The 23216-nt window shown below is 72.4% G+C and carries 20 protein-coding genes; 9 read left to right on the forward strand and 11 right to left on the reverse strand.

The window, feature by feature from the left end; all coding sequences use genetic code 11:
- Positions 1–75: 75 nt before the first annotated feature.
- From AB0P07_RS03110 to AB0P07_RS03130, 5 genes are all read right to left on the reverse strand, one after another.
- The gene (locus AB0P07_RS03110; RefSeq protein WP_365544247.1) at positions 76–2334 is read right to left on the reverse strand and encodes a SpoIIE family protein phosphatase; all 2259 of its coding nucleotides are present in this window, start codon (positions 2332–2334) and stop codon (positions 76–78) included.
- A 297-nt stretch (positions 2335–2631) separates the two neighbouring features.
- Positions 2632–3345 carry a DUF402 domain-containing protein gene (locus AB0P07_RS03115; protein ID WP_365544250.1) on the reverse strand — a complete coding sequence of 238 codons (714 nt, stop codon included), beginning with the start codon at positions 3343–3345 and terminating at the stop codon, positions 2632–2634.
- A gap of 88 nt (positions 3346–3433) precedes the next feature.
- Entirely contained in the window at positions 3434–4819 is a 1386-nt protein-coding gene (locus AB0P07_RS03120) for a class II fumarate hydratase (protein WP_365544253.1), read from the reverse strand.
- A 146-nt stretch (positions 4820–4965) separates the two neighbouring features.
- Positions 4966–6372: a M28 family peptidase gene (locus AB0P07_RS03125; protein ID WP_365544256.1), complete on the reverse strand. Its 1407-nt coding sequence runs from the start codon at positions 6370–6372 to the stop codon at positions 4966–4968.
- Positions 6373–6634: 262 nt separating this feature from the next.
- Positions 6635–8302 (reverse strand): fumarate hydratase, encoded by a 1668-nt coding sequence (locus tag AB0P07_RS03130; protein ID WP_365544259.1) that lies wholly within the window; start codon positions 8300–8302, stop codon positions 6635–6637.
- Positions 8303–8547: 245 nt separating this feature from the next.
- On the opposite strand from AB0P07_RS03130, the gene AB0P07_RS03135 reads away from it, so the two are divergent.
- Positions 8548–9228: a DUF1707 domain-containing protein gene (locus AB0P07_RS03135; RefSeq protein ID WP_365544262.1), complete on the forward strand. Its 681-nt coding sequence runs from the start codon at positions 8548–8550 to the stop codon at positions 9226–9228.
- 105 nt (positions 9229–9333) lie between these two features.
- Complete coding sequence (locus tag AB0P07_RS03140) at positions 9334–9711, forward strand: WhiB family transcriptional regulator (protein WP_365544265.1); 378 nt, start codon at positions 9334–9336, stop codon at positions 9709–9711.
- A 422-nt stretch (positions 9712–10133) separates the two neighbouring features.
- Here the strand turns inward: AB0P07_RS03140 and glpX are convergent, their stop codons facing one another.
- Entirely contained in the window at positions 10134–11165 is a 1032-nt protein-coding gene (gene glpX, locus AB0P07_RS03145) for a class II fructose-bisphosphatase (RefSeq protein ID WP_102932289.1), read from the reverse strand.
- Positions 11166–11291: 126 nt separating this feature from the next.
- On the opposite strand from glpX, the gene AB0P07_RS03150 reads away from it, so the two are divergent.
- The gene (locus AB0P07_RS03150) at positions 11292–11828 is read left to right on the forward strand and encodes a DUF4245 domain-containing protein (protein ID WP_365544268.1); all 537 of its coding nucleotides are present in this window, start codon (positions 11292–11294) and stop codon (positions 11826–11828) included.
- A gap of 98 nt (positions 11829–11926) precedes the next feature.
- On the opposite strand, the gene AB0P07_RS03155 is transcribed toward AB0P07_RS03150, so the two are convergent.
- Positions 11927–12517 (reverse strand): malonic semialdehyde reductase, encoded by a 591-nt coding sequence (locus AB0P07_RS03155; protein ID WP_061442745.1) that lies wholly within the window; start codon positions 12515–12517, stop codon positions 11927–11929.
- 214 nt (positions 12518–12731) lie between these two features.
- Here AB0P07_RS03155 and AB0P07_RS03160 point away from each other — a divergent pair, with 214 nt between their 5' ends.
- The 4 genes from AB0P07_RS03160 to AB0P07_RS03175 all read left to right on the forward strand — a co-directional run bounded on the left by AB0P07_RS03160 (position 12732) and on the right by AB0P07_RS03175 (position 17492).
- The gene (locus AB0P07_RS03160) at positions 12732–14063 is read left to right on the forward strand and encodes a nucleotide sugar dehydrogenase (protein ID WP_365544271.1); all 1332 of its coding nucleotides are present in this window, start codon (positions 12732–12734) and stop codon (positions 14061–14063) included.
- Positions 14064–14068: 5 nt separating this feature from the next.
- Positions 14069–15523: a glycosyltransferase family 2 protein gene (locus AB0P07_RS03165; protein ID WP_365544543.1), complete on the forward strand. Its 1455-nt coding sequence runs from the start codon at positions 14069–14071 to the stop codon at positions 15521–15523.
- Between the two features lie 100 nt (positions 15524–15623).
- Entirely contained in the window at positions 15624–17165 is a 1542-nt protein-coding gene (locus AB0P07_RS03170) for a polysaccharide deacetylase family protein (RefSeq protein WP_365544274.1), read from the forward strand.
- 108 nt (positions 17166–17273) lie between these two features.
- Positions 17274–17492: a DUF4287 domain-containing protein gene (locus AB0P07_RS03175; RefSeq protein ID WP_256109761.1), complete on the forward strand. Its 219-nt coding sequence runs from the start codon at positions 17274–17276 to the stop codon at positions 17490–17492.
- 91 nt (positions 17493–17583) lie between these two features.
- Here AB0P07_RS03175 and AB0P07_RS03180 read toward each other — a convergent pair whose 3' ends face one another.
- The 3 genes from AB0P07_RS03180 to AB0P07_RS03190 all read right to left on the reverse strand — a co-directional run bounded on the left by AB0P07_RS03180 (position 17584) and on the right by AB0P07_RS03190 (position 20548).
- On the reverse strand, positions 17584–17838 hold the full coding sequence (locus AB0P07_RS03180; RefSeq protein ID WP_365544278.1) for an exodeoxyribonuclease VII small subunit: 255 nt from the start codon (positions 17836–17838) through the stop codon (positions 17584–17586).
- A 9-nt stretch (positions 17839–17847) separates the two neighbouring features.
- Positions 17848–19056 (reverse strand): exodeoxyribonuclease VII large subunit, encoded by a 1209-nt coding sequence (gene xseA / locus AB0P07_RS03185; RefSeq protein ID WP_134653614.1) that lies wholly within the window; start codon positions 19054–19056, stop codon positions 17848–17850.
- A 94-nt stretch (positions 19057–19150) separates the two neighbouring features.
- Complete coding sequence (locus tag AB0P07_RS03190; RefSeq protein ID WP_365544280.1) at positions 19151–20548, reverse strand: APC family permease; 1398 nt, start codon at positions 20546–20548, stop codon at positions 19151–19153.
- 104 nt (positions 20549–20652) lie between these two features.
- Between AB0P07_RS03190 and AB0P07_RS03195 the strand changes: the two genes are divergently transcribed.
- Positions 20653–21678, forward strand: coding sequence for a 4-hydroxy-3-methylbut-2-enyl diphosphate reductase (locus AB0P07_RS03195; protein ID WP_365544283.1), 1026 nt, complete (start codon positions 20653–20655; stop codon positions 21676–21678).
- 29 nt (positions 21679–21707) lie between these two features.
- Complete coding sequence (gene ppgK, locus AB0P07_RS03200) at positions 21708–22448, forward strand: polyphosphate--glucose phosphotransferase (RefSeq protein ID WP_365544286.1); 741 nt, start codon at positions 21708–21710, stop codon at positions 22446–22448.
- A 36-nt stretch (positions 22449–22484) separates the two neighbouring features.
- Here ppgK and AB0P07_RS03205 read toward each other — a convergent pair whose 3' ends face one another.
- Positions 22485–23087 carry a DUF6542 domain-containing protein gene (locus tag AB0P07_RS03205; RefSeq protein ID WP_365544289.1) on the reverse strand — a complete coding sequence of 201 codons (603 nt, stop codon included), beginning with the start codon at positions 23085–23087 and terminating at the stop codon, positions 22485–22487.
- Positions 23088–23216 lie beyond the last annotated feature (129 nt).

Consider the following 23216-nt stretch of genomic DNA (forward strand, 5'->3'; position numbering starts at 1 on the left):
ACCGTCGGCACTGCCACGGACAGGCGAAGGGGCGCCCGGTGCTCACCGGGCGCCCCTTCGCCTGTCCGTGGCACCTCAGCCGCGGTTCAGCTCGAACCACACCACCTTGCCGGTGCTCAGCCGGGTCGCCCCCCAGCGGCGGGCCAGCCGGTTCACCAGGTACAGCCCGCGTCCGCCCTCGTCGGTCGCCCGCGCCTGCCGCAGCCGGGGCAGCTGCGGCACGTCGTCGCCGACCTCGCAGCGCAGCACGTCCGTACGCAACAGCCGCAGGGTGACCGGCTTCGAGGCGTACCGCACCGCGTTGGTCACGACCTCGCTGACGAGCAGCTCCACGGCGTCCGTCAGGTCCTCCATCCCCCAGCGGGCGAGCGCTCGCCGGGCCAGGCGGCGGGCCTTGCCGGGGGCCGCGTCCTCCGGGTCCAGGAACCAGTACGACACGTCGCTGGGCGCGATGCCGTCGAAGCGGGCGGCGAGCAGCGCGATGTCGTCGTCCCGGTCGCCCGGGCCGAGCATGTCCAGCACCTCGTCGCACAGGGCTTCCAGGGGCGGCGGATGGTCGGGACCGGTCAGCTGCGCGGTCGCCGCCAGCCGTTCCCTCAGCTGCTCTATGCCGGTCCACACATCCCGCAACCGGGACTCGACCAGCCCGTCGGTGTACAGGAGCAGGGTCGCGCCGGCCGGGGCGTCCAGCTCCACGGCCTCGAAGTCCACGCCGCCCACGCCGATCGGGGCGCCGGCCGGGACGCGCAGCACCTCGGCCTCGCCGCCCAGGTGCAGCAGGACGGGCGGCGGGTGGCCGGCGTTGGCGACGGTGATGCGGTGCGCGACCGGGTCGTACACGGCGTACAGGCAGGTCGCCATGCGGTCGGTGCCCAGGCGCTGGGCCTGCTCGTCCAGGTGGTGCAGCACCTCCTGCGGAGGCAGGTCGAGCCCGGCCAGGGTCTGCGCGGTGGTCCGCAGCTGGCCCATGATGGCCGCCGACGTCATGGAGTGGCCCATCACGTCCCCGACGACCAGCGCGACCCGGCTGCCGGGCAGCGGGATGGCGTCGTACCAGTCGCCGCCCACCCGCGCGGTCTCGGCCGCCGGGAGGTAGCGGGAGGCCAGCCGGACGCCGGTGCAGCGCGGCAGGTTCTCCGGGAGCATCGTGCGCTGCAGCTCGTCGGCGATGTACGCCTCACGCCCGTACAGCACCGCCTTGTCGATGCCCAGCGCGCTGTGCGTGGCGAGTTGCGCGGCCACCAGCAGGTCGTCGGCCTCGAAGGCGATGCGCTCCGGGCCGCGCAGGAACAGCGCGGCGCCGATCACCCGGCGTCGGCCGCGCAACGGCGCGAGGATGGCCCGGCGGCCGTCGGGCAGGGCGAAGTCGCGCTCCTCTCCGAGCAGTTCGGGCAGTGCGGCGCAGGCGGACGGGGTGTCCGTGAAGACCGGGCGCACCCCGCGCAGCACCTCGGCCAGCGCGCTGCCCGGCCGTACCTCGCACAGCTCGGCACCGACCGTCTCCAGCTCCGAGGGCTCCGGCTGGGCCGCCGGCGGGAAACCGCCCTCGGTGTCCCGCTCGGCCGGTATGCGGTCGGTGCGCCGCAGCCGCAGCACCAGGGGACCGGTGGGGCGCTCGTCGCCGACCGGCAGCGGCTCGCGCAGATAGACGAGGATGGCGTCCGCGAACGTGGGCACGGTGGCCCGGCACAGCCCCATCACGATCTCGTCGAGGTCCATGCCCCGGGCGATCCGCCGGGTCGCGGCGCCCACGAACCGCAGCCGGTCCCCGTCCCGCCGCATGGGCGTGGGCTGCCCGGGCGCGGTGGGCTGCCCGGTCCGCCGGTCCGGCTCGGGCGCCCCGCCGCGCCGGCCCGCGGTGCCGGACGGCACCCCGGACGCCGACCGCACCGGACCGGCCTGCCGACCGCCGTCCGAGGCCGCCGCACCCGGGGCCACGTCACCCGGGGGCGCGTGACCCGAGTCCGTATCCCCTGAGGCCACGTCGCCCGAGGTCGCGGCGGATGCCGACGGCAGGTCGCCCGATCGCGCGCCGGCCGCCGTCCGCGCACCGTCGGGCTGCCCGCCGTCCGGCTGGACCGGGACACCCTCGGACCCGGGCCGCGGACGGTGCCCGTCGGCCTCGGCGGCCTGCTCGGCGCCCGGCTGGGAGTGCTCGAAGGTCCCCGGGGAGTCCGCGCCCGCGTCGGGCGGCGTCTGCCCGGCGTGCCCCTGGGCCGGTAACGCCGGCCCGGAGGGCCCCGGCGGTACGGGGGCACGCAGGAGCGCCCCGCGGGGATCCGTGGGGTCGGCGCCCGTCGAAGGGCGGCCGCAGGATGTCGGGTGCTCCGTCACGCGTGTCGAATCCATCCGTCCGGGACTGCGCGCGGCGCGTGCAGTTCGTCCCGCAGAAATCCCGATACCCGCAATCCGGGCCCAAGGAACGGGATTCCCGCGTGGTCAGAGGCAGTTCCTGTGCCACCGGCGGACCGTCTGCGGCCCGTCGGCGTGTTGCCTTCGTACCCCTCGCTCACGTCCTGCCGCCCCTCGGTGACGATCGGTCAGGCCCAGTGCACACTGTGCCGGTTGCCGCTGCCGCGGTCATTGCGGAGGACGATCCTACGTTTGCTGCCGGGGGGCACATCAAGGGTCTCATGAGGACGCGTGCGCGGGCGTGCGATCCCAGTCCCCCGGCAGGGAAGGTACCGGCCACGCCGGATCGGGCCGCCAGTCCTCCCAGCCGTCGGCGAACGGTGACCCCCAGGCACGGATCCCCGCGACCGCGGCCCGGCCCGCCCGGCGCACCCGCTCGGCCTGCGCCGGGTCCATCAGCCGGTCCCGCCGGGCCTGCGCGAACTCGTCCTCGTCCCGCCAGTGCCAGCTGCGGTCCGGGTGGACGGAGATGTCCAGAAAGTGGTCCTCGGAGTCGACCCCGCCCTCCCAACGGGTGCGCGGTTCCTCCAGGTTCACGTACCAGTTCTTGAACCGCCAGCCCGGATCCCAGAACAGCCACACCGACCAGGCCTCGCCCGGCCGCGCCAGCTTCAGCACCCCCGTGCCGAACCACCGGTCGCGCTGCACGGTGCGCGGCTTGGTGTAGCGCGAGGACAGCGGTTCCAGGTGCACGGGCGTGCCGTCCGCGAGGACCGGCTTCACACACTCGGTGCCGGGTGCCAGCCACACGGCGAGCAGTTCGGCGTCGTCCCGTACGACGGTGACGGGGCGCGCGATGTGCACGCGCGGGCCGCCGTTCTCCCGGTACCGCCACAGGATGTGACTGCCGGGCGCCCAGTAGTCCGCCGGGCCCGCCGGGCCGTCCGTTCCCGGCCCCGTCGTCGCCGCGCTCACCGCTTCACCGTCTGCCATGGACAGATATTAGGTGCCGTGGCCAATCGACGCGTCGAAGATCGCGAGAGCGCACGCCCGCGTGCGCCCCCGCGGTCGTCGGCACTTCTCACGGACGGGCCATCCGCAGCACGTCGAGCGCCTCGTCCAGCTGCTCGCCGGTCAGGTCGCCGCGTTCGACGTACCCGCCCTCCAGCACCACCTGACGGATCGTCTTCCGCTCCGCCAGCGCCCTCTTGGCGACCTTGGCGGCCTCCTCGTACCCGATGTGCTTGTTGAGCGGCGTGACGACGGAGGGGGACGACTCGGCGTACTCGCGGGCCCGCTCCCGGTGCGCGACGATCCCGTCCACGGTCCGGTCGGCGAGCAGCCGGGAGACGTTGGCCAGCAGCCGCACCGACTCCAGCACGTTCTTGGCGATGACCGGCAGCATGACGTTCAGCTCGAAGTTGCCGGCCGCGCCCGCCGCGGCGACCGTCGCGTCGTTGCCGGTGACCTGGGCGGCGACCATGAGGACCGCCTCGGGGACCACCGGGTTGACCTTGCCGGGCATGATGGACGAGCCCGGCTGGAGGTCGGGGAGCGCGATCTCGGCGAGCCCGGTGCGCGGCCCGGACGCCATCCAGCGCAGGTCGTTGGCGATCTTCGTCAGTCCGACGCCGATGGTCCGCAGCTGCCCGCTGGTCTCGACGATGCCGTCCCGGGCGCCCTGCGCCTCGAAGTGGTCGCGCGCCTCGGTCAGCGGCAGGCCGGTTGCGCGGGCCACCTCTTCGATGACGGCGGCGGAGAAGCCGGGCGGGGTGTTGATGCCGGTGCCCACCGCGGTGCCGCCCAGCGGCAGCTCGGCGAGCCGGGGGAGTGACGCCTCCAGCCGCTCGATGCCGTACCGCACCTGCGCCGCGTACCCGCCGAACTCCTGGCCCAGCGTGACGGGTGTGGCGTCCATGAGGTGCGTACGCCCGGACTTCACCACGTCGGCGAACTCCTCCGCCTTGCGCTCCAGGGCGCCGGCGAGGTGGTCGAGGGCCGGGATCAGGTCACGGGTGACGGCGGCGGTGGCGGCGATGTGGATCGAGGACGGGAAGACGTCGTTGGAGGACTGGGAGGCGTTGACGTGGTCGTTGGGGTGCACGTCGCGGCCGAGCCGCTCGGTGGCCAGGGTGGCGAGGACCTCGTTGGTGTTCATGTTGGACGAGGTCCCGGACCCGGTCTGGAACACGTCCACGGGGAAGTGCTCGTCCCACGTCCCCTCGGCGACCTCCGCGGCCGCCTCCCGGATCGCGCCGGCGACGTCCTGGTCGAGCACGCCCAGCTCGGCGTTGACCTTCGCCGCCGCGCCCTTGATCCGCGCGAGCGCCTCGATGTGCGCGCGTTCGATGCGCTGCCCGGACACGGGGAAGTTCTCGACGGCACGCTGGGTCTGCGCGCGCCACTTGGCGTGGGCGGGGACGCGGACCTCGCCCATGGAGTCGTGCTCGATGCGGTAGTCGCTCATAACGGGTACAGCGTGCGGGGCGGGACGGATGTTCCTGGACCGGGCCGAACGGGTGCCGGGTCCGCGGCGCCGCCGGGAGACGGATGGGAGCGGGCCGGAACGCGGCTCGGAGACGGCCGACCCACGGATGGGCCGGCCGTCGCGGGTCAACCTTCCTGCAGGCTCACGTCGTCCAGGACGAAGCTGGTCTGCAGACTGCCGTCCTCGCTGCCGGTGAAACTCAGGGACACCTGCCGGCCGGCGTACGCGCCGAGGTCGACCGTGCGCTGCACATAGCCGCTCCGGGCGTCGGCGTTGGACAGCGTGGCGAGCGTGGTGCCGTCGGCCTTCACCCTGAAGGTGTCGTACGCCGTCGACCCCGACTCGTCGGTGTCGATGTGCAGCCAGTACGTCAGCCGGGTGCACCCGGCCGGTACGGTCACCGTCTGGCCGACCGACTCGGTGTGCGTGGAACCGTAACCGGCGAGCCACGAGAAGCGGGTCCCGGAGTGCGCCGCCTGGCCCGCATGGGCGCCGATCGTGCCGGTGTCCCCGGTCCACGGCGAACTGCCGTTCTCGAAACCGCCGTTCGCGACCGGATCGGTGTCGCAGCCGCCGCCCCCGTCGTCGCCGGTGCCCACGGCGCGCTGCCAGATGGTGTACGCGATGCCGTCCGAGGCCCGGTCCAGGCCGGTGGTGTTGATGTTGTCGAGGTTGTCGCACGACCGGTGGTAGCACGGGTCGTACGAGGACCCGGCGGTGCCGCCCCATTTGGCGGCCTGCGCGGAGGTCTTGCGGGCACTGGCGCCCATCGCGTAGCCGGAGGTCGGGATGCCGTACCGCTCGAAGGAGTAGTCGTCGCTGCGCCCGGCGCCCTCGGTGTTCTCCTCGGGCTGCAGGCCCAGCGAGTCCCAGTACGCCTTCATCGGCGCGGCGGCGGCCGAGGTGACGTGGTTGACGAAGTAGCCGCCGTTGGTGGAGGCGACCATGTCGAAGTTGTAGTACGCCGTGATGGCGGACCGCTGCGCCGAGGAGAGCGAACGGACGTAGAAGTCCGAGCCGTTGAGGCCCTGTTCCTCGTCGGTCCACCAGGCGAAGCGGACCCGGCCCTTCATCGTCGGGTTCTGCTGCGCCAGGGTCAGGGCGTTCTCCAGGAGGGCGGCCGAGCCCGAGCCGTTGTCGTTCATGCCGGGGCCCGCCGAGACGCTGTCGAGGTGGGCGCCGAACATGGACACGTTGCCCGCGTCGCCGTGCGGCCACTCGGCGATCAGGTTGGGCCCGGCGCCGCTGCTGCAGCCGGAGGTGCACGGCTGCTCGGTGACGCTGTATCCGGCCGCCTGCAGCTTGCCCTTCACGTAGGCGACGGAGTCGCGGTATCCCTGGCCGGTCGAGCGGCGGGTGCCGCCGTTGCGTCCGGCTATGGAGTTCAGCTCGGTCAGGTGCGCCTTCACCTTCGTCACGTCGATGTCGGGTGACTGGGCGGTGGGCGCGGAGTCGGCGGCGACGGCGGGGAGTGTGCCGAGGCCCAGCACGATGGCGAGGGACAGGCTCGCCACGGCGAATCTTCGTTTCACCTTGGTCCTCCGGGGGGTGGCTGAGGGGTGGCCACGCATGGCATGTCCATGCAGGAGCGGCGAAAGACTCACAGCGGGAGGAGGGACAGTCAATGGAACGGACGCCCGGGAGGGCAGGTTGTCCGAAAACAGAACGTGCTGTTCGCTCTGCGGACGGCGGACGAGGGTCGGAGCAGCCCACGGAGGGCGCGGGGCGGAGGGCACACGAAAGGCCGGCCCGGACGGATCCGGACCGGCCTGCTTCCGTGACGCGTGACGCCGGTTACGCGAGCCCCGGCCCCCGTACGGGGATCGTCGTGAAGGTCGGCGCGGGCGCCGGGTCCTGGAAGAAGTCGTTGCCCTTGTCGTCCACCACGATGAACGCCGGGAAGTCCTCGACCTCGATCTTCCAGACCGCCTCCATGCCGAGTTCCTCGTACTCGACGACCTCGACCTTCTTGATGCAGTCCTGCGCGAGCCGCGCCGCCGGACCGCCGATCGAGCCCAGGTAGAAGCCGCCGTGCGTGTCGCACGCGTCGGTGACCTGCTTGCTCCGGTTGCCCTTGGCCAGCATCACCTTCGAGCCGCCCGCCGCCTGGAACTGCTCGACGTAGGAGTCCATGCGCCCGGCGGTGGTCGGACCGAAGGACCCGGAGGCGTACCCCTCGGGCGTCTTGGCCGGACCCGCGTAGTACACCGGGTGGTCCTTCAGGTACTGCGGCATCTCCTCGCCCGCGTCCAGCCGCTCCTTGATCTTGGCGTGCGCGATGTCGCGGGCCACGACCAGCGGGCCGGTCAGCGACAGCCGGGTCTTGACCGGGTGCTTCGTCAGCTCTGCCAGGATGTCGTCCATGGGCTGGTTCAGATCGACCTTGACGACGTCACCGTCGGCGTCGAGGTGCTCGTCCGTGGTCTCCGGCAGGAACCGCGCCGGGTCGGTCTCCAGCTGCTCCAGGAAGACGCCCTCGGCGGTGATCTTCGCGACCGCCTGCCGGTCGGCGGAGCAGGACACGGCGATGGCGACCGGGCAGGACGCCCCGTGCCGGGGCAGGCGCACCACGCGCACGTCGTGGCAGAAGTACTTGCCGCCGAACTGCGCGCCGATGCCGATCTTCTGGGTCAGCTCGAAGACCTTCTCCTCCAGCTCCTTGTCCCGGAAGCCGTGCCCCAGCTCCGAGCCCTCGGCCGGGATCTCGTCCAGGTAGTGCGCGGAGGCGTACTTGGCGGTCTTCAACGCGTACTCGGCGGACGTGCCGCCGACGACGATCGCCAGGTGGTACGGCGGGCAGGCGGCCGTGCCCAGTGAGCGGATCTTCTCCTCCAGGAACCTCATCATGGAGGACTCGTTCAGGACGGCCTTCGTCTCCTGGTAGAGGAAGGACTTGTTGGCCGAGCCGCCGCCCTTCGCCATGAACAGGAACTTGTAGGCGCCGCCGTCGGTGGCGTACAGCTCGATCTGGGCCGGGAGGTTGGAGCCGGTGTTCTTCTCCTCCCACATGGTGAGCGGAGCCATCTGGGAGTAGCGCAGGTTCAGGTTCTTGTAGGCGTCGTGGATGCCCCGGCTCAGGGCCTCCTCGTCGCCACCCGCGGTGAGCACGTGCTGGCCGCGCTTGCCCATGACGATCGCCGTGCCGGTGTCCTGGCACATGGGCAGCACGCCCGCCGCCGCGATGTTCGCGTTCTTCAGCAGGTCCAGGGCGACGAACTTGTCGTTGCCGGAAGCCTCCGGGTCGTCGATGATGCGGCGCAGCTGCGCGAGATGGGCCGGGCGCAGGTAGTGCTGGATGTCGTGGACGGCCTCCTCGGCCAGCTTGCGTAGCGCCTCCGGCTCCACCTTGAGGAAGGTCCGCCCGTCGGCCTCGAAGGTGGACACGCCCTCGGCGGTCACCAGCCGGTACGGAGTGGTGTCCTCGCCCTGGGGGAGCAGATCGGTGTACGCGAACTCAGGCATCTCGCCCATTCCTCACTAGACATCACGCGCGGCTGGACTTCGCTGGATCTCCGGCGGATCCCTCGGCGCTCGTCCCAGCAACGACGGCTGGCCTCCATTGGCAGCGCCAACCAGCGTAGAACCTGCCCGGGTCGCCGAGCCTGTGAGGTAAGGCTCAGTTGGCCGTTTCCGGGGGTGACGGCAGGGTGCGACAAGGTTGTCCACAGGGCTGGTCGCGATCTATCGCGTTTCGGTACGCTACGGCCGTGGACCTTCAGAAGCACGCCCCCGCCGCACCGCGTACCTCCGAGCTGCGCGCCTCGGACGCCGACCGCGACCGCGTGGCCGACATGCTGCGCGAAGCCCTCGCCGAGGGCCGGCTCACCGCCGACGAGCACGCGGAGCGCGTCGAGGGCGTGCTGGCCGCCAAGACCGTCGGCGAGCTGGACGTCTTCGTGCGGGACCTGCCCGCCGCCCACCGCGGCCGGGACACCGCCGCACCGGCCCCCCACCGCCCCACCGCCGGTGCCATCCCGGCCGAGCCCGACGAGAACGTGGTGGCGGTCTTCAGCAGCGCCGTCCGCAAGGGCCGCTGGCGGGCCAACCGCCGCGTCCACGCCTACGCGGTCTTCGGCAGCGTCGAGATAGACCTCAGCGAGGCGGTCTTCGAGTACCAGCAGGTCGTCATCAAGGCGTTCTCGGTCTTCGGCAGCGTCGACGTGCGCGTCCCGGAGAACGTCTCGGTGCGCGGCGCGGGCGGCAGCGTCCTCGGCAGCTTCGAGGTCCACACCCACGACTCCGACGAGGCCGAGGCTCCCGTGGTCTACGTGGACGGCTGGTCCGTGCTCGGCAGCGTCGAGGTGCGGCCCAAGCGGGGCAAGATCGTCGCGGACATCCTGGACCGGGTGCACCGCCGGGTCGAGAAGGGCTTGCGCAAGCACCTGTAGTACGACCCCGGCAGCGGTTGGGAACCCAGTGCATAGGCACGCCTACAACGGGTAAGCCTTGACGCATCGTCTCTCGCTAGCGAAGCCGTCGTCAGGAGTAGACCCGTGCTGCAACCGCCGCATTCGTCCCTGCAGGTAGCTGCCGTTCCGGCCCAGCGGGTGCCCGTGCGGGACAGGGACCAAGACGCTCCCTGGCACACCGAGGCGGTGTGCCGGCGCGACGAGGCCGGACTGTTCTTCGCCCCCTCCAAGGAACCGACCGCCGCCCGGCTCTCCCGGGAAGAGGCCGCCAAGCGCGTCTGCGCGCGCTGCCCGGTCATGGTCGAGTGCCGCGAGCACGCTCTCCTGCAACCCGAGCCCTACGGCGTCTGGGGCGGCCTCACCGCCGCCGAACGCCGCGTCGTCCTGGCCCGGCGCCGCCGCCGCGACGTGGAACTCAAGAACGCCGCCCGCGCGACGGGCCGCATAGCCGCGGCCGGCTGAAGCCCCGGACAAGCGAAAGGGCGCCCTCTCCGCACAGAGGGTGCCCTTTCAACACGGAAAACGCTTCAGGCCAGGCCCCACGGCACTTCCTGCCCCGAGCGCGACCGGCGGTCACTTTCCGGCGCCGGGGACGGCAGCCCACCCAGGGGCGCGGGGCTGTGCCCGACCTGCGGCTCCGCCGCGCGGGCGCGACCGGGGGGTCACTTTTCCGCGCCGGGCATGGCAGCCCACCCCAGGGGCGCGGGGCTGTATCCGACCTGCGGCTCCGCCGCGCGGGCGCGACCGGGGGGGTCACTTTTCCGCGCCGGGCATGGCAGCCCACCCCAGGGGCGCGGGGAACTGCGCGACCAGCCACAACGGCGCCGCACCCGCCACCCAACAGGCGCCCCCAACTCAATGGGCGCCCGGCACAACCGACGGAGTCACTTCGCCCGGTCGAAATCAATCGCGCTGTACGCCCGCAGCTTGCTCAGCCGGTGCTCGGAGTCGATCCGCCGCACCGTCCCCGACTTGGACCGCATCACGATCGAGTCGGTCGTGGCCGTCTCCGACCGGTACCGCACCCCGCGCAGCAGTTCGCCGTCGGTGATGCCGGTGGCGACGAAGAAGACATTGTCCCCGGAGACCAGGTCGTCGGTGGTCAGCACCCGGTCCAGGTCGTGCCCGGCGTCCACGGCCCGCTGCCGCTCCTCGTCGTCCTTGGGCCACAGCTTGCCCTGGATGGTGCCGCCCAGGCACTTCACGGCGCAGGCCGAGATGATGCCCTCCGGCGTGCCCCCGATGCCGAGCAGCAGGTCGATGCCGGTGCCCTCGCGCAGGGCCAGGATGGAGCCCGCCACGTCGCCGTCGGAGATCAGCTTGATCCGGGCGCCCGTCTCCCGGACCTCCTTGATGAGCCCCTTGTGCCGGGGCCGGTCGAGGATGACGACGGTGACGTCCTCGGGCGTGCGGCGCTTGGCCTTGGCGATCCGGCGGATGTTCACCGACACGGGCGCGTTGATGTCGACGAAGTCGGCGGCCTCGGGGCCCGTGACCAGCTTGTCCATGTAGAAGACCGCGGACGGGTCGAACATGGATCCGCGCTCGGCGGCGGCCAGCACGGCGATCGCGTTGGTCATGCCGTTGGCGGTCAGCGTGGTGCCGTCGATCGGGTCGACGGCGATGTCGACCTCCGCCCCGGTGCCGTCGCCGACCCGCTCCCCGTTGAAGAGCATCGGCGCCTCGTCCTTCTCGCCCTCGCCGATGACGACGACGCCGTTCATCGAGACGGTGTGGACGAGGGTGCGCATGGCGCGCACCGCGGCACCGTCGGCGCCGTTCTTGTCACCGCGCCCTACCCAGCGGCCGGCGGCCATCGCCGCGGCCTCGGTGACCCGCACGAGTTCCATGGCGAGGTTGCGGTCGGGAGCCTCCGAGGGGACGTCCAGCTCGGAGGGCAGATGATGCTCGGTCATCGGAACGCACCTTTCTGATACGACGACGGCCGGATGAGGGTGTGGCCACGACTCTATCGTCAGTCCGACAAAATGAGCAGGGGACCCCACGTATGAGCACATGGGGGACCTGCGACGATAGGACGCGTGGCAGGTACGAAAGGCAAGCAGAAGACGGCCCGGGACATGGTGCTCTCCCTGGGGGTCATCCTTCTCGCGGGACTGGTCATGTGGCTCTTCATCCCGCACGACGACGACGGCGGGCCGGACATCAGGCGGGTGGACTACACGGTCGAGCTGACCACCGCGCGCCGCGCCGCACCGTATCCGGTGGCGGCGCCCGAGGGGCTGGCCAAGGAGTGGAAGCCGACCTCCGTGCGCTACCGCGGCGCCGAGGACAATGCCTGGCACCTGGGCTACCACGCCCCCGACGGGGAGTACGTGGCGGTCGAGCAGTCGACGGGCAAGCCGGCCGAGTTCATCGAGGAGGCCAGCCAGGGCGGGCGGAAGACCGGGACCACCGAGGAGATCGGCGGCCGGACGTGGACCCGTTACACCGGTGGCCGGTACGAGGCACTGGTGCTGCAGGACACCGACGGCGTCAAGGGCGCGACGACGGTCGTGGCCGGCACCGGGTCGTTCGAGCAACTGGGCAGGATGGCGGCGGCGCTGAAGCTGGCCTGATCCCGCGCCGTGCCCGCACGGTCTTTTTGCCGGAGCCCTCGCACGTACGACGAAGCCCCCGGTGGCGCGCACTGGGGGCTTCGTGACGCTCGTCGGTCTCAGACCGTGGTGACGACCTGGTCGTAGGCCAGGCGCGGGGAGCGCGGGAACCAGGCGTCCGGGCCGGGACGGCCGATGTTGACGACCATCAGCGGGGTGTGGTCGTCGTCCAGGAACTCCTTGCGGACGCCCTCGAAGTCGAGGCCCGTCATCGGGCCGGCGGCCAGCCCGGCGGCGCGGACGCCGACGATGAAGTACGCGGCCTGCATGGCGGCGTTCAGGGCGGCGGCGCCCTCACGCACCGGGCGCTCGCTGAAGAACGCGTCCTTGGCCTGCGGGAAGTGCGGGAAGAGCTGCGGCAGCTCCTCGTGGAACTCGTTGTCCGCCGACAGGATCGCGACCAGCGGGGCGGCGGCCGTCTTGGGCTGGTTGCCCTCGGCCATGTGCTTCACCAGGCGCTCGCGGGCCTCGGGGGAGCGGACCAGCGTGATGCGCAGCGGCGACTGGTTGAAGGCGGTCGGGCCGTACTTGACCAGGTCGTAGATCGCCTGCACCTGCTCGTCGGTCACCGGCTCGTCGGTGAAGGTGTTCGCGGTGCGGGCCTCGCGGAACAGCAGGTCCTGGGCGGCGGGGTCAAGAACGAGAGACATACGTGATCTTCCTTGCGGGGTGTGTCGGCTCCGCGTGACGTGGGGGACGGAGCCGTTGACGAGGACGACCCTACGCCAAGAAAGTTCAAGTTTCAACCAAAGTCCACGATGGTGATCCACTCCACGCCGCCGCCCGAGTGAAGCGGCCCTGGCGTGTACGAAGGCGCGTGTGTCGCACGCGCGGGGCCGTTGCGGGCTACGTCTATATGACGATGTGAAATTCACGTCAGACAGCTCGGACATCGATGTATCCGCACTCACCGTCGCGGTCGTCGGACTCGGCTACGTGGGACTCCCCACCGCGCTCGCCCTCTGCGACGCGGGCGCCACCGTCGTCGGCGTCGACAGCAGCCCGGACCGGCTGCGGGACGTCGCACGCGGCGCCGTGGACCTGCTTCCGCTGCACCACGCGCAACTCGCCTGCGCCTCGGCGGGCGACCGCTTCCGGCTCACCTCGGACGCCACCGCGGTGGGCGCCGTCGACGCCGTCGTCGTCTGTGTGCCGACCCCCGTCGACGCGCGGCGCGAGCCCGACCTCGGCGCGCTGTCCGCCGCCTGCGCCTCCGTGGTGGAACACGCCGTGCCCGGCCAGCTGATCGTGCTCACCTCCACCAGCTACGTGGGCACCACCCGGGACCTCCTGATCGAACCGCTGCGGGCCAGGGGCCTCACCCCCGACGAGGACGTCTACGTCGCCTTCGCCCCCGAACGGATCGACCCGGGCAACGAGCGCCACACCCCCGAACGCACCCCGCGCCTGGTCGGCGGTGCCGGACCGCGCAGCAGCCGCACCGCCGCGGGCCTGCTGGCCCCGACGGCCTCCGCCGTCCGGACGGTCCCCGACCCCGAGACCGCCGAGATGGCCAAGCTCTGGGAGAACACCTACCGCGCCGTGAACATCGCCCTGGCCAACGAGCTCGCCGACGCCTGTCACTCCCTCGGTCTGGCGCCGGTCCCGGTGATCGAGGCGGCGGCCACCAAACCGTACGGCTTCATGCCCTTCTACCCGGGTCCCGGCGTCGGCGGCCACTGCATCCCCTGCGATCCGCACTACCTGCTCTGGCAGCTGGGCAGGGCCCGGCAGCAGGCGCCGCTGGTCGCCACCGCCCTCGCGGCCAACAGCAACCGGCCCGCGCGGATCACCGAACGCGCCCTCAACCTGCTCGCGGACTCCGCCGTCCCCACCCGCGACGCCCGCGTCCTGCTGATCGGCGTCGCCTACAAGGAGGGCGTGGCGGACGTCCGCGAGAGCCCCGCCCTGGAGATCCTCGCCGGACTCGCCCGGGCCGGCGCGCACGTCGCCTACTGCGACCCCCTGGTGCCCTCGCTCCGGGTCGGCACGGACCTGCTGCACCACGTACCGGACCCGCATACCGGACCCTGGGACCTGGTGGTCCTGCACACCGTCCATCCCGTGCACGACCTGACCTGGCTGTGCACCGCCGACGCCCCACCCGTCCTGGACACCCGCCAGCGCGGCCTCCTCACGAAGGCGGCGGCGCGGGCCGGCACCGGCGTCCCTCCCGCGGCCGGAGCCACCGCGTGACCGCCCTGCGACCCGGGCCCGGGCCGGCCGCGCCGATCCGCTCCGGCGTCCGCCAACGGCTCGGCACCCGCCTCGACGCCCTGGACCCCGGCGTCCGCCGCGACGTCGTACGACTGCTCACCCTCCTCGCCCTGCTGCCCCTGCTCCTCCTGCTGGCCCGGAGCGTGGTGCGCCTGCCGCACGCCTTCGATCCGCTCGCGCTCTACGGCCTGGCCGTCCTGGCCGGCACCGTCTGCCTCCTCCACCTCGCCCACAGCCGCTACGACGACCCCGCCGTACGCCCGCTGCGCAGCCGCCCGCGCCACGCCGGGGCCTTCCCGGCCCTGCCCGCGCAGCCCCGGGTGAGCTTCCTGCTGGCCGTGCGCAACGAACGTGCGCACATCGAGGCCTGTGTGCGGTCCATGGCCGCCGTGGACTACCCCGACCTCCAGCTCGTGGTGGTCGACGACGCCTCCGACGACGGCACCCCGGACGTACTGGAACGCCTCGCCGGGGAACTGCCGCTCACGCTGATCCGGCTGGAGGAGAACCTCGGAAAGAAAGGCGCGCTGGTCCGGGCCTGCGCCGTCGCCGACGGGGACGTGCTGCTGTTCACCGACTCCGACTGCGTCGTCGCGCCGGACGCCGTACGGCACTGCGTCACCGCCCTGGTCCGCCACCCGGAACTGGGCGCCGTCAGCGGACACTGCCGGGCGCTCAACGCCGACGCCGGTCTGCTGGCCCGGATCCAGGACATCTGGTACGAGGGGCAGTTCCGGATCAGCAAGGCCGCCGAGGCCGCCTTCGGCTCGGTGACCTGCGTCTCCGGACCGCTCGCCGCCTTCCGCCGCGAGGCGATCTACAACTACCTGCCCGCCTGGGCCGAGGACCGCTTCCTCGGCGCCCCCTTCCGTTTCGCCACCGACCGCCAGCTCACCGGCTACGTCCTGGGCCAGGCCTGGCACGGCCGTGCCCTCAAGGACCGGCACGCCGACTCCCCCTTCGTCCGCGAGCACGACTATCCCGAACTGCGCTGGGAGGTCGGCTACACGCGGTCGGCCCGCGTGTGGACCAGGGTGCCGTCCCGCCCCGGCTCCTTCCTGCGCCAGCAGATCCGCTGGAAGAAGAGCTTCATCAGGAACCTCTTCTTCACCGGCCGCTTCATGTGGCGCCGGGGCCCGGCCGCCGCCGCGCTCTACTACGGGCACGCCCTGTGGGTGGTCGCGGCGCCCGCCCTGGTGGTACGGCACCTGCTGTGGGCCCCGCTGCACCTGGCCGGCCTGCTGACCCTGCTGTACCTGGGCGGGGTCGTCCTCAAGGGCTGCGTCTGGGGTCTGGCCTACCGGCTCGACCATCCCGGAGACCGCGCCTGGCGCTGCCGCCCCCTGATGAGCCTGCTGTCCTGCTGCGTACTGGCCTGGCTGCTGCCGTACGCCCTGCTCACGCTGCGCCGCGGCGTCTGGTCGAGGAGTACCTCATGAGAATCCTGCTGCGCGGGCTGGGCCGCTCGCTCGCCGTCGGCCTCACCTGCGCCGCCGTCGTCCTGGTCTACCTGTTCGTCATCACCCGGGGACGGTGGACGTGAGACGCGACGGACCTCACGGAAACCGGTCCCGCCGGACCGGAAAGGGCCGGCTCCTGCTGCGCACCGCCCTCGGACTGCTCGCGGTGGCCGTCGTCGCCCTGCCGTTCACCGTCGCCTGGCAGTACGACACCCTCCGGCGCACGGTGGCCGCACAGGCCGCGCCGCCCGCGTCCGCGGGCGCGGGCGCGGACGCCAAGGCGGCGCCTGCCGGGAGCGCGCCGGTCGTTCTCGCCTACCACGACATCGGCCCCGACGGCCGCAGCCGTTACACCGTCTCCCTCAAGAACTTCGACGCACAGCTGCGCGCGCTGCGCGACGCGGGTTACCGCACCCTGTCCACGGAGGAGTTCACCGACTTCCTCCGCAGCGGCCGCACCCCGGGCCCGCGCACCGTCTACCTCACCTTCGACGACGGCACACACGGACTGTGGACGCACGCCGACCCGGTCCTGGCCAGGTACGGGATGAAGGCGGCCGCCTATCTGATCACCGGCCAGGTGGGCACCCACCGGCCGTACTACCTCTCCTGGGCCGAGATCGAGCGGATGGCGCGGTCCAGGCGCTGGGACTTCCAGGCGCACACCCACCTCAGCCACGAACGCGCCGCGGTGGACGCGGCGGGACACGAGCGGTCGGCGTTCACCAACCGGCTGTGGCGGGCGGACGAGGGACGCGTGGAGACCTCCGGCGAGTACCGGCGCCGGATCGCGGCGGACCTCGGCCGCTCGGTCCGTGACCTCGTGGCCCACGACCTGCCCCGCCCCCGGCTCTTCGCCTACCCCTTCTCGGAACGGCTGGACGAGTCCAACCTGGGCGCGGACGACGCCGAGGCCCTGCGCTCCCTGCTGCGGAAGCGTTTCGCCGCCACGCTCACCAACAGCGCGGCGCGCCCGCTGCCCGCCGGGCCGCGCGCGGCCGCCGCCGGACAGGTCCAGCGCCTGGAGATCACCCGGGACACCAGCCCCGCCGGTCTCCTGCACGAACTGGCCCGATGGGCCCCGGTGGCACCGGAGGACGCGGACCGGCCGCTGGCCCGGCAGGCGCACTGGGAGACCACCGGCGACACCGGGCCGGCCGGACCCGGCGTCCTCACCGGAGCCAGCCGCCCCCCGGCCGGCACCGACTACGTCTCGGCCGACTACCGACCGCTGGCCACCGCCGACTGGACCCACTACCGCCTGCGCGCCGGTGCCGACGGCCTGCACGGCACCTCCAACAGCGTCGGCATCACCGTTCGGGCGGGCAGCGAGCACCCGGTGACGCTCACCGTCGGCCGCAACACGGCGAGTCTCACCTCGGGCGGGCCGCAGGGCACCGGCGAGCGGCGGACCTGCCGGCTCGAGCCGTCCGCCACCCACCGGATCACCGTCTCCGTCACCCCCCGGCAGGTGCGGATGAGCGTCGACGGCGACCCCTGCACGGCGGTCCGCGCGGGCCGGTGGCGGGTGGCGGAGGGCGCTGGAGGCTTCTCGCTCGGCGTGCGCAACGACGGGCCGGAGCAGCAGTGGCCCCGCTTCACCTCACTGAAGGTCGAGTGACGCGCATCACGGACGGGTGGCGATCATTTCGCGCGGCTGCCGCCGTCCTACAGGACACATCGTCACTCGTACCTGGTCCTCGTACCCGTACACAGGGAGCACATCGCCATGACCGCCACCGTGAAGGGCCCCGCCTCCTACTTCCCGTCCATCGAGAAGAAGTACGGCCGCCCGGTCGCGGAGTGGAAGGACCTCATTCGGTCCTCGCCGCTCACCAAGCACATGGAACTGGTCACCTGGCTCAAGACCGAGCACGGCCTCGGCCACGGCCACGCCAACGCCCTCGTCGCCCACACACTGGCCGAGGACACGGCGAAGGAGGGCTGACGGAAGACGGGGTGCCGGAGGACGGGCTGACGGAGGAAGGCGTGCCGGGGGGAGGCGTGCCAGGGGCCCGGAAGAGGGCCGGAGGCGGCGGCTAGGAGGCCGCGTCCTCGTCCTCCGGGCTCGCCTCCTCCTCGGCCAGGGCCGCGTCCAGGCGGGCCCGGGCGCCGTCCAGCCGGCGCCTGCAGACCTTCGCCAGCTCCTCGCCCCGCTCCCACAGGGCGAGGGACTCCTCCAGCGTCGTACCGCCGGCCTCCAGCCGCCTGACGACCTCGATCAGCTCGTCCCGCGCCTGCTCGTACCCGAGCGCCTCGGACATCGCCGTCGGCTGCTCCACCTCGCTGGTCATCCACCCACCCTATGCGTCGACTCGTACGGAGAAATCGCCCTCGGACACCCGGGCGCGCAGCGTCTCGCCGGGCTCCACCTCGCCGGGGTCGCGGACCGCGTGGCCGTCGGCCCGCTGCAGTACGGCGTACCCGCGCTTGAGGGTCGCGGCGGGGGAGAGGGCCACCACGCGCGCGTGCGTGTGCGTCAGCTCGGAGTCGGCCCGGTCGAGGTGGTGGCGCAGGGCACGGCGGCCCCGCTCCAGCAGGGCCGTCACCTGCTCGGCCCGCTCCTCGATCATCCGGTGCGGATCCTGTATCGACGGGCGAGCCAGCGCGTGCGCCAGCCCCCGCTCCTCACGGTCGACGAACGCCGCCACACACCGCCGGGCGCGGTCGCGCAGCAGCCGTACCCGCTCGTACTCCTCGCCGACGTCCGGCACCACCTTCTTGGCGGCGTCGGTCGGGGTCGAGGCGCGCAGGTCGGCGACCAGGTCGAGCAGCGGGCTGTCCGGCTCGTGGCCGATCGCCGAGACGACCGGCGTACGGCAGGCGGCGACCGCCCGCACCAGCTGCTCGTCGGAGAACGGCAGCAGATCCTCCACGCTGCCGCCGCCCCGAGCGACGACGATCACGTCCACGTCGTCCAGCGCGTCCAGCTCCTTCACCGCCTGCACCACCTGCGGCACCGCGTGCACGCCCTGCACCGGGACGTTGCGCACCTCGAAGCGGACGGCGGGCCAGCGGTGCCGGGCGTTCTCCAGCACGTCCCGCTCCGCCGCCGACGCCCGCCCGCACACCAGGCCGATCAGCTGCGGCAGGAACGGCAGCGGCTTCTTGCGCTCCGGCGCGAACAGCCCCTCACGCGCGAGCGCCTTCTTCAGCTGCTCCAGCCGGGCCAGCAGCTCCCCGACGCCCACCGGCTTGATCTCGGCCGCCCGCAGGGACAGCTGCCCGCGCGGCGCATACCACTCCGGCTTGGCGTGCACGACCACCCGCGCACCCTCGCCCACCACGTCCGCCACGGCGTCGAACACCTGCCGGTAGCAGGTGACGCTCACGGAGATGTCGTACGACGGGTCGCGCAGCGTCAGGAACACCACACCGGCGCCCGGCCGCCGCGACAGCTGCGTGATCTGCCCCTCGACCCACACCGCGCCGAGCCGGTCGATCCAGCCCCCGATCAGCCGGGACACCTCGCCCACGGGCAGCGGGCTTTCGGGAGTCGAGTTGGCAGCCATGCGCCCGAGCGTAGCGGCCGGGTCCGACAATCAGTCCCTTCGCGTCCGCCCCCGGCCCCGCCCCCCGGCCATCTGTGGCCCGGCGGCTCCTGTGTCACACCCCCGCCGCCTCCGCGTCCCTGCGCCCCCTCCACTGCACCGCCAGCACCACCAGACCCACCGCCAGCCAGATCGCCCCGACCACCTGCGCGGTCCCGGACGCCTCCACGATCACCGCGACTGTGATCGCCGCGCCCAGCACCGGCACCAGCAGATGCCGCCACCAGCTCACCGCACCGCCCCCGCCGCGCCGGACCACGAACCAGCCCACCACGCTCGCGTGCAGCAGCGTGAACGCGGTCAGCGCGCCGACGTCGACCACCGAGACCAGGTGGTCGAGCCCGTCGTCCCGGCGCGCCGCCCACACCGCCGCCGCCATCGTGATCACGGCCGACACCAGCAGAGCCACCCGCGGCACCCCGGAGTCCGTCCGCGACAGCACCCCCGGCAGCCGCCGGTCGCGGCCCATCGCGAACAGCAGCCGCCCGGCCGCCGCCTGCCCGGCCAGCGCCGCGAACGCCGCGCCGATCGCCTTGCTCACCGCCACCAGGTCGTGCAGCCAGGTGCCCACCGACGCGTCCACGGCGTCGTAGAACGCCGACCCCTGACGCTCCGGCTCCGCCGCCAGTTGCGCCGACGACACCGGCTCGAGCAGGGCAACCAGGTACGTCTGCGCCACGAACAGCACACCGGCCAGCGCCAGACAGAACAGCAGCGCCCGCGCGACCTTCGCCGAACCGCCGGTGACCTCCTCCGCGAAGGTGGCGATCGCGTCGAAGCCCAGGTACGACAGCACCGCCACCGACACCGCCCCGACCACCGCCGACAGCGCGAACGCCCCCTGCGTGCCGTCCCCGGACAGCGGCGAGAGCCAGTCGCGGTCGGCCCCGTCCTGCGCCAGCACCACGATCGCCGCGGCCACGAAGACGACCAGTACGACGATCTCCATGGCGAGCACCAGGAAGCCCACCCGGGCCGCCGTCCGCACCCCCCACAGGTTCAGCAGCGTCGTCACGACCACCGCGATCGCCGTCCACACCCACCGCGACACCTCGGGGACCAGCGCCTCCATCGCGATGCCGGAGAACAGGTACGCCACCGCCGGGATGAGGACGTAGTCCAGCATCGCCATCCACCCGGCGACGAACCCGGCCCCGTTTCCGAGCCCCGCGCGCGCGTACGCGAACACCGAGCCCGCCTGGGGGACCACCCGCACCATCTGCGCGTAGCTGAATGCGGTGAACGCCATCGCGACCGTGGCGACGACGTAGACGAGGGCCACCGCACCGTGCGACTTGGCGTCCAGCGTGCCGAACACACCGACCGGCGCCATGGGCGCGATGAACAGCAGCCCGTAGACGACCAGGTCCCTGAAGCCCAGACTGCGCCTCAGCTGGTGTTCCGTACCGGCCCCCGGGGCGGCCGTCGTACCGTTCTGTCCGTTCTGCGACATCGTTCCTCCGCCGGCGCCTCGGACTCCGTCTCCAAACGTTCCCGCCAGTCTCCCCGGCAACGCCGCACCGCCGCGATCTTTGACCCGCCGAACGCGGCCTTACGATGGGTGCCATGACTGCTTCGCCTGGCCGCCGTGTCCTGCTCGCCGCCCCCCGTGGCTACTGCGCGGGTGTGGACCGCGCCGTGATCGCCGTCGAGAAAGCCCTGGAGCAGTACGGGGCTCCGGTGTACGTCCGGCACGAGATCGTCCACAACAAGTACGTCGTACAGACCCTGGAGAAGAAGGGCGCGGTCTTCGTCGAGCGGACGGAGGAGGTCCCCCCGGGGAACATCGTGATGTTCTCCGCGCACGGCGTGGCCCCCGTCGTCCACGAGGAGGCCGAGCGCGGCAAGCTCGCCACCATCGACGCCACCTGCCCGCTCGTCACCAAGGTCCACAAGGAAGCGGTCCGCTTCGCGAACGACGACTACGACATCCTGCTGATCGGCCACGAGGGCCACGAGGAGGTCATCGGCACCTCCGGCGAGGCCCCGGACCACATCCAGCTCGTCGACGGCCCCGAGGACGCGGCGAAGGTCGAGGTCCGCGACCCGTCGAAGGTCGTCTGGCTCTCCCAGACCACGCTCTCCGTCGACGAGACCATGGAGACCGTCGACGCGCTCAAGGACAAGTTCCCGCAGCTGATCTCCCCGCCGAGCGACGACATCTGCTACGCCACGCAGAACCGTCAGCTCGCGGTCAAGCAGATGGGCGCCGAGGCCGAGCTGGTGATCGTCGTCGGCTCCCGCAACTCCTCCAACTCCAAGCGTCTCGTCGAGGTCGCCAAGCAGGCCGGCTCCCGCGAGGCGTACCTGGTGGACTTCGCCGACGAGATCGACGAGGCCTGGCTGGAGGGCGTCACCACGGTCGGCGTCACCTCCGGAGCGTCCGTCCCGGACGTCCTGGTCGAGCAGGTGTTGGAGTGGCTCTCGCAGCGCGGCTTCGAGGACGTGGAGATCGTCAAGGCCGCCGAGGAGTCGATCACCTTCTCCCTGCCCAAGGAGCTCCGCCGCGACCTGCGCGAGGAGGCGGCGTCCCTGGTGGCGGAGCGGGGCGGCTCCGGCGCCGCGGGTACCGCGGGAGCGTGACGGTCAGTCGTCCGTCGTAACGTAGGGCCATGCAGATCTTCGGCGTGGACATCGGCGGATCCGGGATCAAGGGCGCCCCTGTGGACCTCGACAGGGGCGACCTCGCCCAGGAGCGCTGCAAGGTGCTGACCCCGCACCCGGCTGTCCCGGACGGCGTGGCCGACGGGGTCAAGGAGGTCGTGGAGCACTTCGGCTGGACCGGCCCGGTCGGGCTCACCTTTCCGGGCGTGGTGACGGGCGGCGCGACGGTGCGGACCGCTGCCAACGTCGACGCCGGCTGGGTCGACACCGACGCCCGTGCCCTGTTCAGCGAGCGGCTGGGCGGGCTGGACGTCACGGTGGTCAATGACGCGGACGCGGCGGGCGTCGCCGAGATGCACTTCGGGGCCGGGCGCGGTCGCAAGGGCACGGTCGTCCTGCTCACCTTCGGCACCGGCATCGGCAGCGCGGTGTTCACCGACGGCGTCCTCGTCCCCAACACGGAGCTCGGCCATCTGGAGCTGGACGGTCACGATGCGGAGAAGCGCGCCTCCAGCAAGGTCAAGGAGGACCACGACATGTCGTGGGAGCACTGGGCCCACCGCGTCCAGAAGTACCTCGCGCACGTCGAGATGCTCTTCTCGCCGGAGCTGTTCATCATCGGCGGCGGCGTCAGCCGCAAATCCCACAAGTTCCTGCCCCGCATCGAGGGCGTCCGGGCGGAGATCGTCCCCGCTCAGCTGCAGAACAACGCGGGGATCGTGGGCGCGGCGATGCACGCGGCGGGCTGAGCGCAGGCCCGGGTCGGCGGGTGAGCGCGGGCAGGCTCAGGCCGGGGGCCGGTTCCGGGCGGCGGCCCGGCGCCGCACCAGCCGGATCCGGCGGACGATCACGGCCGACCCGGCGACCAGCGTCCCGCCGTAGAGCCATCCGGCCTCCGTGGCCAGGGCGGTCACGAGCCCCATCAGCCGCCCGCCGAGACCGTCCCCGCTCTCGGCCACGGGGACCAGCCCCACGGCGAAGGCGATCGGCACGACCACGGGCGCGGTCAGCAGGTCGCCCCGGCGCACCCAGAGCGCGGTGAGCAGGCTCACCGGCACGAACAACACGCCGTACACGGTCAGGGACGCCCCGAACAGCAGCTCGTCCAGGAACCCCAGCAAGGTCATCACGGCCGCGCAGAACAGACCGCTGCCCAGCCCCGTCAGCCGCGGATTGGGCATCCCGCGCACGGCACGCACCACCCGGGCCACCGGCGAACCGGGCGGCCCCGAAGCCGGCCGCACCGGTGCCGGCCGACGGCGCACCGGCCGCCCGGCCCGCCCCGCCGGAGGCCGTGCGGCAGCGGCACCGCCCCGTCCCTGGGCGGGCAGCGGTGCCCGGTTTCGTCGCGGTCCGTACTGCGCAGGTCGCGTCCTGTATTGCTCCACTGGACCAACTTAGGTCGGTTTATGTGCCGAATAGCCCGACAGACACGCCGTCTGGTCTGCCTTGGCCAAGCGTTCGACTCCCCGCGGGTCCGGTACGGCACACCCCGTAGACTGGTGGATCGGCCCATG

This window comes from Streptomyces sp. NPDC085944 (assembly GCF_040686295.1).
GTDB classification, from domain to species: domain Bacteria; phylum Actinomycetota; class Actinomycetes; order Streptomycetales; family Streptomycetaceae; genus Streptomyces; species Streptomyces salinarius.